The sequence below is a fragment of the Nodosilinea sp. LEGE 07298 genome, from assembly GCF_015207265.1.
In the GTDB taxonomy this organism is placed as follows: Bacteria; Cyanobacteriota; Cyanobacteriia; order Phormidesmidales; family Phormidesmidaceae; genus Nodosilinea.
The window spans coordinates 1-17290 of record NZ_JADEXE010000140.1; the positions used below are offsets into that span (position 1 = coordinate 1).

A 17290-nucleotide genomic window follows, 5' to 3' on the forward strand; every position below is an offset into this window, starting at 1 on the left:
CGTGCAGTCGTTCTTCGAAAGGCGACCACTGCTACAGCGCTCATGAACGGGGGTGCTGACCTTCTCTCAGACCCTGCAATCCGCCAATCTAGCTGTCGCGTCACCTCTATGTACTTGACATTTGATATTCGTCCTCGGCAGCAAAATCCGTCGGGTCTTAATCTGCTGGCGGGAGGACTCGACCCATCCGTGAAAGCGATAACCGCCCTCAATTCCTTCGGGGAACAGTTCAGGGTGAGCCGCAATCTGCTCGTCGAGATACTGGCGAAAGACCTCCCGGTCGTCCACCAAAGTGGCGTAGTCGAGGCCGTCTGCAATGGGAAGACAAATCGTTTTATCGCCTGCGGTTCCACGCTTCCGTCGTTGCTTGGCCATCACGTTGGCCTCCTAAGCGCTCTACCCCTATTTTACTCGACACAAACTTGGGTGGAACTAGGAGTGGTCGTATACCTGCTGGCATGTTGCGTGCATTAGCTGAAAGTCCATCCAGAATGGACGCGCTACTAAATTTAGGTTTTGATGTATTTAATGCCCTTTACAGTCGGGCTGGACAAAGTATTCAAGAGCTTGACAACTATCTTGAAGCCCTAACTAGAATTCATGGGCGATTACCCCGTGAAACACAAGCAATTGAATTTCGAGAATTGCTTGACAATCTTCAGCGTAATGACTCGCGTGCTTGGGAACGTTTGGAAGCTGAAGTTGGTAACACTTCACATCCTAGTACAATTTCACCTCTCACTCGTGCGTTAACTCCCGAAGAAATTGATGAGGAAATTAGAAGGCTTGGAGTCAATCCTGAGACTCAGGGTGAAACCTATGATCTTCTTCGTAGGGAGGAAGCATTAAGACGTTCGCTAATAGAGAATCCTCTTGCCGCTCGGGCACTTAGGCGTTGTAACTCAGCCTGCTTTCCAGAAAATGCTACCCCGGATCAAATTGCAAGAATTAATCGATTCCTAAGCGATGTATCAGAACCTGGAGAGATTGATTATGAATTATTAACACGCTACTTCCATGTACGTCGTGATCAACTCCAACGTGCCATTGATGATCTTGATCAACCTGGAAGAACTGCAGCAGATGTTAATGCAATTGCTGATTTTTACGCTAGTGGTAGAACTCCAACTATTGTAACGGCTAGTCAAACACCACCCAGAAGTCAAAGAATAGGTGGGAGTTCCAGTACGACGAGAAGACGTAGAAGAGATCGTGAGGTAACACGTAGCCAGTTAAGCCCCGAAGAACAACGCGCAGCAGATTTACTTGAGATTTTTGAAGAAAGACAAGCACGGGGCCACTCTCAGCAACGATTCCCTGAAAATTTTGGTTATTCAAGAAGTGATTTAGAGCAAGATCTCTCTGAGGTATTCGACATTCCGGATCTTAGCCGTGCTAGAAGAACCCCAGGAGGGCGTGCTATTCCTGAACAGTTTGAAGTAGGCAATTTTTCACACAGATATGCAGAAGATCTTATTCCAGAGTCTGAATTACCTCGTGGATTGGTATCCGAGTACAGAATTATAGACATTGAACCCAGCACAGGAAGGCGTATCGAACTAGGTAGAGTAGATCGTCTTGATCCTGTAAGAGGTGTCGTGTATGAAGTTAAGCCAAGAACCACTGAATGGATAGAGAGAGGTGAGAGACAAGCACGTTTATACGCAGCTTACCTTGATGATCTGGCACCTTTACCGGATGGGCGGCGTTGGAGTCACCAAGTAGTTACTTATGACGGTAAGGCGGTAAAGCAGGTTCTTCGGAGTAATGGGTACTTGCGATAAGACACAACAGATGTTGATCTTACTATGTATAAAAATTATGGCGATCACAAAAAGTTTTCAAAATTACGGTACTATCCCCTCCGCCATCATCTCCGATGGCGCACTCAATACTATTCCTCTCTGGGCAGTCACCGCTCTTTCCCTCAGCCAAACCTATCACCTGCCACCTATTGGTTCCTCAGGCGCTAGAGCCATTGTCTCCACCCATGACGACACCATTTCCCTCAATGGCATTCTCGTCGGGGCCGAACGTTACGCATGGAAACTAGCCCTAGAGCGCATAGCCGAAGCTAGCAAACGAGGGACGGCATTAGGCGCTCTTACTGGCGGCAAAGTAGGCGGATTAATCTTAGTGACTTCCATGACTATTCGCACCGATATGCAAATACAAGCACTGCTCTTTAACGTCTCATCCACAAAGCGAGACGTGATTGACGTTGGCATCACTATGACCCACATGCCTTTACCCAGTGCCCTAGGAGTCTTGTTTAGCGCAGTCAGCGTAGGCATTGGTGCTCTGGCAGACTTCGGCGGTAGCGAATTAGGAGGAGGTTAATAATGAAGATGCAGTCAATCCCAGTTCAACGCTATTTAGTACCCGACCAAAAGCCACCCCCCCCAGTAGGCTTTACCCAGGTCAATGTTCGCATTCTTACTGGGCTACCCCACACTATCTCCCTATCAGGCGATCTGCAGGTGATTGTTGTGCTACCAACCGGTTTGGCAGTGCCTTGGCGCGATGCAAATGCGACAGCACTAGCTAGTAGTAGCGCAGCAGAACTCAGCCCATCAACCCCTCAGGCAGACTTTACCCTTGCCGATGTTACCCGCGCTCCCTTTCGCCTTGTGGTGCAACAATCTCGTCGCACCATTGGAGTTGTGCCCTTAGTTGCTGGCTTGCGGCAAGTTGTACCCAATAGTGGCGCTAGCAATCTCGGCGGGCAAATAGAACTGATCATTCTGGAATGGGACGTGCGGGCCGGGAGTATTCGCGGTGCCGGTGACTTTGGCTCCCGTCTTTCCCTAGCTTGGCAACGGGCTAATCAAGCCACTGCTCAGTTCTCCCCTCCTCCTATAAATCCACAACTGCTGGCACGACTTCAAATTTAAGCTACAAAATAATGCAAAAACCTCAAGTCTTGACATCATATATTCCTCTTTCTCAACAGGAAGTTTGCAATGGTTTCGCCATTCCTCCAAAGCCAAAATACAGCCGGAATTGTTGGTAATGACGCCGGGTGGGTATTAGAGTTCTACCGAGAACGCCTAGGCAATCTAGAACCTCATCCTATGCTCCCCTCTTTGCGAGTTGAAGATTATTATGCTGATATCCAAGCAGAGTTAGTGGATTGTCAAGATAATAGACTTAGAAGCGGCCTTTATACCTTCATGATAGAAGGCCTAATCGATGAACATTATCGAGTGCTTTCGCTCAACAACTCCGAACGGCCTACCGTCGTCAAACTTTATCTTTACTGGCGAGACACAATATCTGATATAGGTGGGTATCTTGCTAACTTTGCAGGTATAGCAGACCTGACTGGCAGAATCAGCAATGTCAATTTGCAGAGTGCTTTAGTAGCAGTGCTGGCTATTAAACGAGTGTCACGCAAAGCCGGGACGCGGCGCTACGAAACTACAATTCAGGCTGAAGAGCGAGTGTTTAATGCTCTGAATCGCCCTGTAGTTGGAGGGGTGTGTATGGAAAACCCTCAAAATGTAGTACGGGAGATTCAGCGACGCACTAACATTCAAATAAAAGATTTTGGGTTTGAACGAGGATTATTTCCTCCTAATACAGAAACTAACCCAGCTACTGAACTGGCTCATTTAGATGAGGGCAAGACCTATGCCCAAGAGATTAATGAACTGGCAGTGGCTATGGAAGCAGCTGCTGGCAAGCATGGAAGATGGATGCTGCTGATTCGAGATGGCGAACTCTATTTTGGCCCCAGACAAATTGAAGCTATCCCGTTTACACCTGATTCTGACCCAAAAAAGTTGCAGTTAGCCAATGGGCTGATTGAGGTTGAAACTATAAACACGACAGAAACCGATCCGTATTTTGACCGGAGCAGCGAACAAGAACCACCCCGAAAGACAAAATTCAAACTCACTCTAAAGGGGCGTCCGGATATTAAACCTGGGGATCTTGTTCAATTTAATCTGCCTCCTGAAGATCAGGCCAACACGGCACCTAATGCCGAAGCAATTTTGCTGGGAACGACAGGCCCAATTGTTCCAGTCCTTGAGGAGCGATTCACTAACCCGGTAACTCTCTATGTTGAGTCAGTCAAACATCAGCTAAGCCGAACCAGTAGCTTCGTTACCCTTGTGCAGGGAGTTTCTATTACAAATGCTGAACCTTGGGATAGTCAAAGCCCCAGTGGTTCTCGACCAGCGACTCGTTCTATATCAACCTCTGCAACAAGTGGCTCATCGGCAGCAGCTCTCGCCGTGCAGCAAGTAGCGCAGCGAGCAGCCAGTACACGATATTTCGCTGAAGTGGGCGAAGTTAGACAGGTACAAACCCAAGGCCAAGGTTCCCAAGATGAATCGCCAGGGCAAACCTTAGCTGTTTTTCGCGGCTTAGCTCCACCCGATGGACGTGCTAATCAAGCATCTCGATTAGCGATTAGACGCCCTAACTCTTCTCCATTTCCAGGGGTTGCCTATGCTAGTCCCTTTGCTTGGGGCAAGTGTGGGTTAGTTCTGCCACGCTACCCAGGCACACGGGTAGTAATGGTGCATCGCAACGGACAAAACAATGATCCCGTTGAAGTGGGCTCTCTTTGGGAGTCAGGCCATGGGCCAGATTCTCAAGCGGGCGATTGGTGGTTGATACTGCCAGTCGATGTTCCCGAGTCAGAACGAGCAACCATTGCTAATGATGCGATCCCTGAAGAATACACTGGCAAAGTAAGCCAAGATTTGATTGATGCAGAGGGCAATCGCATTATTGAAGTAGGTGAACTAACAATCCGAGTTGCAGAAAAAAACCAACTTAAAGCTGCGGGCATACGGCCTGATCGTCCATCTGATGAAGGGTGCATAACAATTGAGCACACTAAAGAAGGCTCAAAGATTGTGATGAAGCCAGACGGTAGTGTAGAAATCACTGCGAAAAATATTTCCATGGAAGCAGTGAGTGATGGGTCAATCAATATGAAAGCGAAAAATATTTCCATGGAAGCAGTGAATGGTGGCGCAATCAATATGAAAGCGAGCAATGTTGATGTCGAAGTCTCTCAATCAATGAATGTTCATTAGGAGATTGTATGAGAGCAGTTTTAACCTCAAACAGTTCAATCAAATGTGCCAGTGCGCCCCTGCCTCCCGGCAGTCCAGTGCCAACTGGACCTCTACATGGTGGCGATGTTGACAAAACGGGTGCTTCAAAGTTGAAAGTCAATGGAGAACCTGTTTTACTCAAAAGTGGCATAGGGCCAAACGTGAATAGCTGTCAAACAACAGACACTTCTACTTCTCCTACTCCTACAACAATTCCTTGCAAAACAGTCAGCAGCGTAACAGGAGGTGAAGCCACAAAACTTAAGGTGGATGGCAAGGGGGTGATGCTAGCTGATCAGTTAGTAGGTTCAACGACTGGAGCAACACCTCCAAATCCACTAGGTATTTTGCTGGCCGATGCCAAACAAACAAAATTGACTGCTATGTGAGAGGAGCGAGATCGCTATGAACTTAGAACTTGAACAACAATTGCGCCGTCGAATTTTAGGTTGGGGGTTGGCTAGCACTCCCATCTATCCAGGCTTGGATCTGGGTCGGGACCTAACCATGGAAGTTGGCCCTAACGGAAAAGACCTCGCCAGCGTTAGCGCTATGGATAATCTAAGCCAGTCCTTAGAAATCGCACTGACGACACTATTTGGGAGTGATATTTTTAATACTCAATTTGGCTTTAACGGCTTAAACGCCTTAGTTGAAGAAACTAACCCTGTACTAATGCGAGAGCGAGTCCGTATTTCCATCATTCAAGTACTTCGGCAAGATCCGCGCATTCGTCAGATAGTTGATCTGAAGCTGCTCGATGCCCGATTAGACCCGCCAGAGGCTAACGTAGATAACAATCTTAGTCTTGAAGAACGATTAGAACGCTGGCGTACTTTAGATGTTCGGGTAGTGTTTGAAACCATCTCTGGAGATGAAGCCTCTATCAACTTAGGAGTCAATCTGGGGAGGTTAACAGCGAATGACTGATAGCACTAATACTCGAATTGATACAGCAGATATTCTGGCGATCGATGCGGCAGTTAGTCGTTCTTCGGGTTCAGCCCAATTTGGCATTACCCAAGATGGCTTTATCGCTAAGCCCTTTGCTCGTCTCTTAGCGGAGAAACTTGCCCTTGCCCGTGAACTATTTGGCAATGATCTTGACCTAAGCTCAGGTTCAGCCATTCGGAAACTTTTAGAAGTTTCTGCCCTTGAGGATGCCCGCACTTGGGCTGCCCTCACCAGTATGTATGACAACAATTTTGTCTCTACGGCAACAGGCGAAGCTTTAAGCTGCCTGGGTGAGGAGCTAGGCATTGGTAGACCTTTTTTAGAGGCCAAAGGCAAAATTCGTCTAACCTTAGTAGAAACATTACCGGATGGAATTACGCAGTTAAGTATCCCGCGAGGGGCAAGGTTGCTGACCTTGGGTGGACACCATGTCGCTACCAATGAGAGCGTTGTAATTTCTGCTGCTAACCCAGAACGAGACGTTGCTGTAGTTGCCTTCTACCCAGGCAGTGAGCATAATCTTAACCCTTCGCGTGCGGCAGCAGATAGTACTTTCCCTGAAAAGATTGATCGCTGGCATAGGAATGATCCTATGCTAAACAGCCTATTTGAGGCAGAGCAACTTGCAGGAACCCCACTAATCCAGATTTCTCACACCATTTCACTGTCAGGTGGGGAACTCCAGTGGGATGACAATCGCTACCGCCAGCTTTTATTGCAAGCACCGCGATCGCTTTGGACGGTTGAGGCGATTCAAACAGCAGTTTCCCTGATTCCTGGTGTACGCCAGGTACAAGTACGAGATTCCTTAGGTGGCATCGATCTCTCCCAAGCCATCTTTGGCACCTTCAACTTTATGGATCGCCTCTTTAGCAGTGAGCGAGATCTAGCCAAGCCCTACTCTTTTACAGTGCTGGTTGGCCCTACACCAGCTGCCATTTGGGATGGCCCCGATGGGTTAGAAATCGCTATCCAATCTGCCATTGAAGATTTGCGCCCGATCAGTATTTTTCCCAAAATTATCAAAGCAGTCGAAGTTGGGATAGGCGTGAAAGCTCAACTGGTGGTTCGCGGTTTACCATTGCCTACCGGTTCTAGAGATGTTATAAACAACTCAACTTCTGCAGGTGCCCTTAAGCAGCGTTTAATAGCGCGTTTACAGGGTTATATTGACTCACTTTCCTTTGGGGAACCCGTTCGGGCATCAGAAATTATCTGGGCGCTTATGAGCGAACCCGGCATTGTGGATGTGGTAGACCTCAAGCTGCTACGTTTTCCACCTAATTTTGACTCTATCAACCTTCAAGCAACCCCAGTATCAAGTTCTTCAAGCGATCGCTACCAAGTATTTGAACAGGGTAAAAACATCAGTCTTCAATCTACAGAAATTCCAATATTTGTTGATGATCCGGCCCAGTTAGTGATTCTTTAGGAAAAGTCTCCATGACTCTTACCCTTGACCCAGATCTATGGCGGTCAGCCTCCCATCGAAATCAGATACAGCATCTAACTGCACCCTTTGCTGCGGGTGCTGCTAATACTCCTGTCGCCATTAGCAATGCTGGTGTCATTGATGTCATAACTTTTCCCAGAGAATTGCTGCGTGAACCATTGCTGATTATTTCTCTAAAAAGAGCGATCAACAGCCAACGATTAAGGGTTAGTGCCAGGCTCAGCGGTTCATCGAGAGATGAGCCAGCTTTAGAGTTTGTACCCTTCTCGGAACTCGGAGCTACACTACCGTTATATCGGCCACCAGTAGATCTAGATACCCAAACTGCCTATGGGTTTAGGCTTACACTATCTCTGACTGAATTCGCTAACAGCCAAGATTTAACGGGTACTGTAGTGCCTCGTAACAACATTGGCCAATATCTAGAAGCTTACCTACTTCAAGGCCTAATGGGTAGAATGCTTTATCTAATGGGCGCAGAGAAACAACGTATTCGACGGCAAGGGCGGGAAATTGTAGCCATGCGATCGCTCGACCTAGCACGCGATAATGCCCTCGATCGCAAAGGGTCTGACTTGGGGGTTCCTCGATTTATCGATAATCTTCGCTTTCGTGAACCCCAGCAGGAAGAAGCAGCAGCTATTTTCGGCAGTTTCACATTTGGCAGTCTTCCATTTGGTGAAGGTCGTAGAGGCGAAATCATTACAGAACTGCGCCGAGAACCAGATGATGAATATCGTCGTCGCCTCGCCATTTATTACCCCTTCTTACAACCGAACTACCGCTCTACCCTGAACGCGCTGAATGGCCCTGGACTAGAAACAGGGCCAAATCAAGGTTTGCTGAGCCAACTTGGGGTTGATCAACGATTTAACATAAATGAAGAGAGCAATAAACTGGCGATTGCCATCCATCTAGTTGCTGTTGGTGACATTACGCTACGAACTAGGTTTTTGGACTATATTCGCAATACCTATCTAATTTTGCCAAACCAAAACGCTACCACCAATGCTGTGCATCTTAACCGTCCGCTCCCTCAAATTAAGAAGCAGCAAATAGAGAACCTCAGAACTCGCTTAAGCACAGCTTTTGACTTTGGTGCCAATGCGGCGATCGCGCCTGCACTAGCCACTGCTCTCGATCTAGTAGGGCGATGTCGTCAAGCACTAGGTATCACAACACCTTGGCAAGTGTTTCGCACCCAAGATTCTCAAACTCAAGACAATGGAGGGAGTAGTCGATATGAATTGGGTTTAGGCATTGAGGTGCCATTGCCTACAGATGCAGAGTTAGAGTCGCTGAGGCAGAGGGCAAATGAATATGCAGATGACCCATTTCGACCACCTGCCGAAAACGAGGCCGAAAACGAGATTGAACGTCTGATACAAGCCATGAGTTCACAGCCACCGAGTGATGATCCAGAGGGACGTTGGTTGCTTGAACCCTGTGGCATTCAGACAGCTCACCGAACCCGTGATGGTCTCCTTTATCTCTCTCATTTGCCCACATTTGGCATGGAAATTACTGGCGAGGCTGTGGGGGCAGTGGGCACCCCTATGGACTTGAGCGCTCGCTACAATGCCCCTGGTGATCCAGCTAGCGCCTTTGTTAACACAACCGGATTGCTCTCGGCACTATCGGATTGGACAAAGGCCGGTAAAGACCCTTGGACTGTGCTATCTGACGAAGAGGCTAGTGAAGCGCGGAGTCGTGCCGAAGTGCCAGGGTTTGGTGTTAGACAAGTATTAGAGGCCGTTGGTCTATCTAGCAGCAGTACAGATGCAGACCTAGCCACGGTAATTGCACGACTAAACCAGGCTCCAGGAGATGGCGGCATACCGAGTGATTTGTTTGAGACGATTCGCTTGCCAAATGGTTTAGCGAATAGCATTTTGGATGCACCAGAGAGTGAGCAAGAATCGTTGAAGACCCTTGTTCAGCTACTGAGACAGAATGACATCAGCTCTGTTTTGCCGCTGGTAACGGATGCTGGTGTGCTGCTTGTCGTAGGGGTTGTGAGTCTTCCGGGGGTGGGGGTGAATATTGCCGAGCGGCGCTCTGCTGGGTTCCGTTGGTATGTTATGCCGATTAGCCCCAGTGAGAAGGAACGCAAAGACAATAAAACACCTGTAGATGTGATTGGTACTACGGGTAATCGTACGCAGTTGACCCCTGCCAGTTCAGGGTTGCTAGCTGTCGTTGCCGTTGGCTATGCTCGCCGAGGTTTGGCGGATCCTTACCAGTTTCAGGTGCAACTGCCTGAGAATGCGGTGTTGACTTTGCAGCAGTACGAATACCTTATGAATCTTTTAGAGCATCTTCACCCGCTTGGCATTGAGGTGGATACTTTTGCAATTCGCCAAAGCCATGTTGACATCAACGGTGATGGAAATCCTGAACCGTTACAAACGAATGTTTCAAAAACCTATCGCCAATTTCAGCGATCGCGCTATCGAGGAAAAGACTCGACCAATCTGACCCAAATCTGATTTCTCGTACACCACCTGTTTGCGAATGATTTGTAACTGCTACTGCTTACCCTCAACTAAGGCAACTGACTATGCCGGATAACTATGCACCACGATTTCAACATACAGACTGGAGAGATAACGTGGATCTGGTTTCTGCTGATGGTGAAAATGGATTCAACAAACGATTCAAAGATTTACGACAAGAACTAGATGCGATCGCTCGAATTATTAGACAAATTAACAGCAGTCTAGCGCCACCTAGCACTACGTTGACTTTTGCGCCAAGCTTCTCTAGAAGTGGAACTGATGAAAGCCCTTGGGCAATCTCAACAGGAATTGCATCCATAGAAACAGGAAGTCCAACAGCGAATGGATGGCTATCAGTACAACTGCCTGAAGGTAGTCGCATTGATAGCATGACCGTGATTGGAGAAAAAGATGGTCGTGTAAGTGGCTTTAGAATTCGACTGACCCGTCAAACTTTTAATGGTGATGAGGAAGACTTGGCAGAGGCTATCTTGACATCTAAATCAGGTACGTTTCAAGAAAATGTACCTGTAAATCATATGGTTTCAAATCAGGCCAATAAATATATTGTTTCAGCTGAAATATCTGGTGCCACAGCAGTGGCAACAGTTCGTATTTTCGCTATTCAGTTTGCCTGTGCCCAAGCCTAATGGCATATATTTCTCTGTTCTCAAGAATTGAATCTAGGAGCCTTAATCATGCCAATTGATTGCACTCTTTCGTCACAGAATAGGCTTATTCAAGATACAAGTGTCACTGTTCGAAATGGTCCTGTGGCAACTTGGTGGCTTAGTCCAGATATTATTTTAAACAATCCGATAGACGAAATTCAACCCATTAACTCAATACCACTGCTCGTTCCAGGTAAGCCAAAGTTAGGCTGGCTCAGCCCAGATACAGCTCGACAGGGAGATAACAATCAGGTCTCAGTACGAGTTGCCTTGGCTCTAACGAGCTTCCCCACGCTTGCCGAAAATTTAAAAGTTCAATTGTATGTGGCAAATCCGAGCCTAAATATGTCTCCCAGCAACTCTATTAAAATTTACGATAGTTCCGAGGAGGAGGTTGATTCAATCCGCGAACACTTTTCAAAAGACCGTCTGACCCCAACCTTTATCCATACATTCACATGGAAAGCAGAGCGTGCTGGAGGTCCTAGAACAGAACCTGCTCCTAGCAATTTACATCGTTGTCTGATTGCTCGGGTTTATCCAGATAATTTGCGACCACCGGGTGATACAGAGAGGTTCTGTAATGGCCTGCGGTCAGATGGAAGCACTCAACTAGATCAGCATGTAGCACAGCGAAATATTGCTTTTGTAGCAGCAGTTGGGGGATCGATCAGATTTCTCATACAAACACAAACTGAAAATCCAGAATTTGCCGAATCAGTAACCATTCGGTCAATTGCCGATCGTGTTCCCAGCACCGCAGTCCTTAATGCCATTTTGCCAAGCCTCAAGCGATTTCAAGGGTTCCGACAAATCGCTCAGATTGCACCGGAGCGATTTGCCTTACAAATCCCTACGAAGTTCTCTCCAATCATCCGAAACAAAACCCGGTTGGAGAAAGTCACTCCCATTGATCCTGGTAAGGTACCTATAAGAGATCTCTGGCAGTATGTGAATAAGGATAGGTTTGACTTCGGTCGTTTTAGAGATGTCGTGTTTAATCCTGACATAGTTCTTCAAGATGCTATCGCCACTCGAAAATTCAATGTCCCTGTCAATACTAATGATTTACGAGTCAGTTCAACTGGAGCACAGCAGCGTTCTATACCTCTTACGCAACCAATTGCTTCTCCCCCATCAATAACTCCGAGATTAGCGCAGATGGTTGAACAAGCAGCTCCCACCTTTGAGGCAGATATTCAATTGCCACCTCAGGAAGTAGCCACCTTTGAGTTCACCGCCAACCTGCCCGAAAACTCCCAACCTGGTGATGCTCATATTTTCCATGTCATGCATATTGCTGAGAACCAACAAGTCATTGGCGGGCTAACAATTGTTGCAGTAGTGAGTTGATTGGTGGAATTGTAAATCTTAGGCCAGGACTGAAAACTTCCTTCCTTTTCCTGGCCTTTTCTCTAAAACACAAAGATAAAGTAAATGTCAGCAAAAAACGTCGCTGTTGAAGGAGACGTACAAGCAGTTCCTGGAACAGTTCCATATTCTCCAGCAGACGAAGGTGAATGGACCGCCGGTTCCATCCGTTCTTCAATGTATGAGCAACTTAAGATTGGCGGTAAAGCAACTATTTATAAGGCAGAATGCACATTCTCTTTCACCGGAAGACAGACATTGCCTAATGGAGCAAAACAATCCGTATCAGGCTCAGAAACAGTTACCTTAGAAGCAAAAAAGCCTACCAAGTTACAAAAATCAATTTTGAACGTGCTTGTTAATGGTGATGAAATCTCAAGTGAAGAACATGGAAATAAATTGCAAGTCACTACCTCTAACAAACTGTCAAGTAGTTAAAATAAATACGAGTGCCTATTCCTACTCGATCTAGTTTCCTAGTTGAATATAAAAAAATCGAGTAATACCCTGCTCTATCAGCCAATTTTTGACCTCTGGCGTCAAAGAATCAATTGATGCACCATGGGTCGTAGCGGCCCGCAAAAAACTCTGCACATCCGTAGGCACATCATCTAAACTTCCCCAAGCAGTTTCAAGATCCTGAATTGCCTGATCAATCCGCTGAAAATGGCTGATATCCTGTGGATATTCAACAGCCTTCAACTCCGCAATCCGGCGCTGAATTTTCTGCACCGCTGGCTTAAAAGTGTCAATTTTCCCCAATAACTCTAATAACTCAGAACTAGTTATAGGTACTTTCTTCTGCTTATAGGCAAGCCATGCCTGCTGTAGTTGCCCTTTTAGCTCTACTTTTAGAGCACTTACCTTCGCTTGCAGAGCATTAAACTTAAACTGCTCAATAATCCATCCCTTATCCTTTTGAAACTCCGAAATAATTGCTGCCACCTCCGCCAGCACTTGATCCGCCTTTTGACTAAAATTAACGCTGATTAGGTTTCGCTCCCTAAAAGCGTCAAGAGCAATCAACAACGGTCTTAAGTCATCTACCAATGCTTCAAGCTTTTGTTGGCGTTCTCGAAATTTATTCAAATCCGCTGAATATTTTTTGAGCGCAACAACACCTTGAACTTGCTGACCCAATATTTGGCATTCGTCTAGGAGCATACTGATTCTCCATTGATTTCACTCGCTAACTGCTGAAGATCTAGCAGCGATGCTTCAATCGCTTGACAACTTACCTCCAATTCCCCACTGCCCGTACTTCTCAGATTTTCTAACTCTCGCTGGGTTTCCTCCTGCACCTTCGTCAAAAACTGATTCCCACGGTCTAGAAAATTAGTAATGATCTCGGCATATCGCACTGACAAACCACTGATCAGTGGTAATAGTTTTTGCCTGTCATCATTCTCCTGGAGCTTTTTCAAGCTGCTCAAATAAGCTTTTAGTTTAGCCTTTTGAAAGTCTTCTATGGCTGCTCTTAAGCTAGGCAAATTTACTCCTCCTGCCAACCCAGAGACCCTTGCCTGCTCTACAGTTCGCTGAAAGGCATCAACGACCTCATTTTTAGAAAAGTCTTCACCTAACTCATTAACTACACGCTCGTAGATTACGGTGTGGCGATTTTTCTCATCTTGAAGGGCCTGTTCTAGCAATTCATCGACTGCTTTTCGGGCATCAACAATGGCACTAAACGGTGAATTAGAGCTGATGTTAGACACATCAACCTGAGGCTGCCAACTAGAAGAAATAGCCTGAAGCGGTTCTAAAAGCTGCATAGTATCAATCACCTGCAGTCGAGAGGAACCTCCTTTAGTGCAGGGGATCCGAGACTGTAGAACTTCCATCAGCTTAGGCTGATGCTTTTTCAAAGTTTCAAACAGTTTTTGCCACGACCCCGATCGATTAGTTACCTCAACTTTCTCTAAATCAGTAAAAATAACATTCACTAAATCCTCTAGAGATGCGGTCGGGCGTCCTGCCATACGCCCCGCGAGCGCCAACAGTTCTAACACTGCCGGTACCGGGTCACCAGGTTCACCTGATTTAGTCGAGCATTTAGCAACCCCTTGAAGAACAAATTGACTCCACTCATCGAGCTTTCTAGCCAAAATACGGTAGTACGTTGCTCCTCCAGAAAATTTCCAGTGTTGATGGTGGTTATAGAGCAGTAAGGCTTGAAGTGCGATTGCGGTATCTCCTAAATCTTCAGGGGTAAGGGGCAAGACCAACTCAATATCCTTGACATGAGAAGACGTAGCGGCATTCTCAAAATTGATGTTCCGCTGTTTAAAGAGTTTGTCAATAACGTGTCCTCGCAAAATAAGTTCTGCATCCCAGTCAATCCGGGCATCAATAGCAGAAAAGATTTTAGAGCGCAATTCATTAGCTACTTTTTGAGGCAACTGAGTGCCCGTTCGCCATTGATCCAAGTCACTGATGTAGCCAACTAAGGTATCTGGGAGTGAATCGTCATCCGGAGGCGGAAGCACCGGATCTGGTAGCGGCGGTGGTGGAGGTAGTTTACCCAAAGCTGGCAATTCAAACGCTGTATGAACTTCAGAGGGAAGATCGCACAACTCCTGACCAGCAGTCCAAAGATTCAGTAACGCCTCTCGTCGCCGAGCATTATCTGTAGTATCCCGACTCTCAATCTCACGAATTAGCATAGCGCTGAGATTGCTGCCACCGAAATGCTGTAGAAGTAGAGGAGAAGGAAAGCGGCCCTGTTCAAGATCTGAGCGGTGATACTCCAAGGTGTGGCGCAGCACATCTTTAATCAGAATTCGAGGATTAAAGACCCCCTTGTTAGCCCTCAGCCTCATTCGCTCAATAGCTGTCGCATTGAATGGATACAAACCTATGCCGTTTATGGCACCAAATCCTTTATGGCAACTGACTTGATGCTCACAAGTAGAGCAGGCACTAGGAACCCCATCCAGCGGTTCTCCTGTTTGTTCATCGGTATCTGTTAACCAAGCCTGAATTTCCTGTTCATCGAGTCGAACTGCATTGAGGTAACGAGCCGTCAGCTGTTCCACATCGGCAGGAGTTACTAGAGATTCTTCATCGACAGTCTCAACATCCAGGTTCACATTAAATGCCGTGCGAGCCCGTACGGTATCGATGAGCCCCTCAAAATATCCTGTTGTACAGGCTAAAGCTGTTCGCATAGCGCACAGAGGCTCTCCCTTACCCTGTTGGGGACGGGCCAACACAGCTTCTAAGACCTCTCGATCAATACCTTGAAGCTTGGCAAAGTCTTCTATCAGCAGAATCAGCTCTACCCCTTGACGAGCTAAGGCGCGGCGTACGTCCAGCATCAACCGCTGTAGATCTTCCCGTCCTAGGTTCAGCACTTTAGCGATTGCTTCATCTAAATGAGCATTAAGCCAACTCACTGAGGCTTTTTGAATATAATCATTGCCAATCAGAAAACTGTAAAACTCCCGAGCTTGGGCACTAGACTTACCGATTTCTAAGACGTTTAGTGGCAAATCTTCCACACAAAACTGTCGCCGCTCCTCAATGATTTCAACTGAGTCCCGACGACCTAATGTATGTACTATCAACCGGTGAATGATTCCTGCTTCCTTAAGCCAATGCTTTCGGAAAAAAGGATCATAAAGCAGAGCAGGTAGCGACTTGATTAGATAGTCTTGCTCTTCGGAGAGACTAGACCAATCATGCTTTCCACTGGGGCCGATGGCAATAGCCAAGTTACTAGCAATTGTTCCCTAGCTTCAGCTTCGGTGAGCGTGCTGACGGCTTGCCGCAAGCGGTTTCGATACTCATCAAACTCTGGGCCTTCAATATCTGCCAGAATAAGTTCAATGATATCCCTTAAGTTCGTCCCTACTTTTGGAATAAGCAGAACTCGATAATCTGGTGCTTTACGGATACTCTGAATTCGAGTGTAAAGCCAACGGATCAAGTGAGATTTTCCTGTGCCAGACGTGCCTAATACAGGAACGAAGGCAAAATCAGCAGTGCCGAGGAAATCAGTAAGTAGTGCCTCTTCATCGTACCTAACGTTGGACTTAGCCTCTATTAAGCTTTGACGATACATTTTGACAGGAGAATGAGTTGCCAAAAAGATGTGGTCTTCCGGTTGAGTCGCCTCCACATCCATAACCTTGCGAATCATCTCCGGCTTCCAGCAGACGTATTTACTAAATGTCATGCATTTTCTCCACGAGATGATTCACTTAGATAAGTTATGTGCGAGATGCGGCGAGTGCTTTCGTCCTGCAATATCCAGACCGTTATGTCCGAAAGTTTTTCTAACTTAATCAATCCCTCATCTTCTAATCGAAGCAGTGCCATTGAGGTAGTATTTGAAAGATAGTTAGAGTCACGGTTTCTCAGTTGATCATCTACTGCTTCTCTAAAGGAACCCGTTTCAAAGATTGGGCAATCCTTCCCAAGCAGTTTGATAAAGTCTCCTAGCAGAACCTGTTGGTTGGTGATACCATCAAATATCCGATTCAGATTAGATTTCAGGTATATAGTCGGATCCGGCACCAAAATCTGATTGCCTGCTAAACTGTTGCTCCAACTGAAGCCCAAATAGCGGCTCCAATCCCTAAACTGACCAAAGCGCACATCATTCAGTTCTAAAAGATCGGCCCCGATTTGCTCACGTAGCCTTTGCTGAAATTCTTGCCAATTCCTAGGGGCACTGAAAAAGTCTTGTGCTAAATACCAAGCAAGAACTCTTGCCAGATCATAGTTTTCGCTATGGTCAGGGGTGTTGAGCAATAGTTGAGCCAACGTATAGGGTAATGAAGACTCATCTAGGTCAAGTTCTGGGTTGAGGGACACTTCCGAGATTTCTTCGTTTTCTATCAAAAGCCCCATTTTGATGCATTCGCTGACTGTAATATGAATCATGTTGCGAGAGGCTTGCTCATTCCCTCCCTTGTTGATCAAGGTTGTTGGTGATAGCAACGCCTCCAAAGTATTTCGCCTTTCTCTCTTGCCTTTCGCTTGCTGCAGATAACGCACTACTCCTTTGACGCGACTGGGTGCCACCTCACCCTTTTTTAATACGCTCATAGACTTAGTTCTCCGCAGAGCAAATCAAGGCGAAAATTTCTTCCCGGCCAAACATCACGGATAAGCCGGTGAGGAGTCGTTGGATCGGGTGCATCCCAGTTATGCAATGAGCAATAATACTTAGTCTTGACCAGGTGCATGAACGTTAAGCTTTGAGCAGTTCAGCATAGGAACTTCATTCCCATGGATGCCGCCAAAGAAGCCCGTCTTAAA

16 protein-coding genes are annotated in these 17290 nt (G+C 46.7%); 11 read left to right on the forward strand and 5 right to left on the reverse strand.

The features are described 5' to 3' along the window. Nucleotides 1-66 precede the first annotated feature (66 nt). The gene (locus IQ273_RS18550) at nt 67-375 is read right to left on the reverse strand and encodes a hypothetical protein (protein WP_228053352.1); all 309 of its coding nucleotides are present in this window, start codon (nt 373-375) and stop codon (nt 67-69) included. An 83-nt stretch (nt 376-458) separates the two neighbouring features. Here IQ273_RS18550 and IQ273_RS18555 point away from each other — a divergent pair, with 83 nt between their 5' ends. The 11 genes from IQ273_RS18555 (at nt 459) to IQ273_RS18605 (ending at nt 12460) form a co-directional block, all read left to right on the forward strand. Beyond that, nucleotides 459-1784, forward strand: a complete 1326-nt coding sequence (locus tag IQ273_RS18555; RefSeq protein ID WP_194024651.1) for a hypothetical protein — start codon at nt 459-461, stop codon at nt 1782-1784. A gap of 37 nt (nt 1785-1821) precedes the next feature. Beyond that, entirely contained in the window at nt 1822-2340 is a 519-nt protein-coding gene (locus IQ273_RS18560; RefSeq protein WP_194024652.1) for a hypothetical protein, read from the forward strand. Between the two features lie 2 nt (nt 2341-2342). Next, nucleotides 2343-2894 (forward strand): hypothetical protein, encoded by a 552-nt coding sequence (locus tag IQ273_RS18565; RefSeq protein WP_194024653.1) that lies wholly within the window; start codon nt 2343-2345, stop codon nt 2892-2894. Nucleotides 2895-2963: 69 nt separating this feature from the next. Then, nucleotides 2964-5054, forward strand: a complete 2091-nt coding sequence (locus IQ273_RS18570) for a hypothetical protein (protein WP_194024654.1) — start codon at nt 2964-2966, stop codon at nt 5052-5054. Between the two features lie 8 nt (nt 5055-5062). After that, entirely contained in the window at nt 5063-5464 is a 402-nt protein-coding gene (locus tag IQ273_RS18575) for a hypothetical protein (protein ID WP_194024655.1), read from the forward strand. 16 nt (nt 5465-5480) lie between these two features. Then, on the forward strand, nt 5481-6005 hold the full coding sequence (locus IQ273_RS18580) for a hypothetical protein (protein ID WP_194024656.1): 525 nt from the start codon (nt 5481-5483) through the stop codon (nt 6003-6005). Then, the gene (locus IQ273_RS18585) at nt 5998-7461 is read left to right on the forward strand and encodes a hypothetical protein (protein ID WP_194024657.1); all 1464 of its coding nucleotides are present in this window, start codon (nt 5998-6000) and stop codon (nt 7459-7461) included. The genes IQ273_RS18580 and IQ273_RS18585 overlap by 8 nt, the downstream gene beginning before the upstream one ends. Nucleotides 7462-7472: 11 nt before the next feature. After that, nucleotides 7473-9971 carry a hypothetical protein gene (locus IQ273_RS18590; RefSeq protein ID WP_194024658.1) on the forward strand — a complete coding sequence of 833 codons (2499 nt, stop codon included), beginning with the start codon at nt 7473-7475 and terminating at the stop codon, nt 9969-9971. Nucleotides 9972-10042: 71 nt separating this feature from the next. Beyond that, the gene (locus tag IQ273_RS18595) at nt 10043-10630 is read left to right on the forward strand and encodes a hypothetical protein (RefSeq protein WP_194024659.1); all 588 of its coding nucleotides are present in this window, start codon (nt 10043-10045) and stop codon (nt 10628-10630) included. A gap of 48 nt (nt 10631-10678) precedes the next feature. Beyond that, on the forward strand, nt 10679-12004 hold the full coding sequence (locus tag IQ273_RS18600) for a hypothetical protein (protein ID WP_194024660.1): 1326 nt from the start codon (nt 10679-10681) through the stop codon (nt 12002-12004). 84 nt (nt 12005-12088) lie between these two features. Continuing rightward, nucleotides 12089-12460, forward strand: a complete 372-nt coding sequence (locus IQ273_RS18605; protein WP_194024661.1) for a hypothetical protein — start codon at nt 12089-12091, stop codon at nt 12458-12460. Nucleotides 12461-12490: 30 nt separating this feature from the next. Here the strand turns inward: IQ273_RS18605 and IQ273_RS18610 are convergent, their stop codons facing one another. The 4 genes from IQ273_RS18610 to dpdG are packed head-to-tail and all read right to left on the reverse strand — an operon-like array spanning nt 12491 to nt 17077. Then, the gene (locus IQ273_RS18610; protein WP_194024662.1) at nt 12491-13186 is read right to left on the reverse strand and encodes a hypothetical protein; all 696 of its coding nucleotides are present in this window, start codon (nt 13184-13186) and stop codon (nt 12491-12493) included. After that, complete coding sequence (gene dpdH / locus IQ273_RS18615) at nt 13177-15738, reverse strand: protein DpdH (protein WP_194024663.1); 2562 nt, start codon at nt 15736-15738, stop codon at nt 13177-13179. The genes IQ273_RS18610 and dpdH overlap by 10 nt, the downstream gene beginning before the upstream one ends. Then, entirely contained in the window at nt 15669-16202 is a 534-nt protein-coding gene (locus IQ273_RS18620; protein WP_194024664.1) for a hypothetical protein, read from the reverse strand. The genes dpdH and IQ273_RS18620 overlap by 70 nt, the downstream gene beginning before the upstream one ends. After that, nucleotides 16199-17077, reverse strand: a complete 879-nt coding sequence (gene dpdG / locus IQ273_RS18625) for a protein DpdG (RefSeq protein WP_194024665.1) — start codon at nt 17075-17077, stop codon at nt 16199-16201. Before dpdG ends, IQ273_RS18620 begins: the two co-directional genes overlap by 4 nt. Nucleotides 17078-17290: the final 213 nt, after the last annotated feature.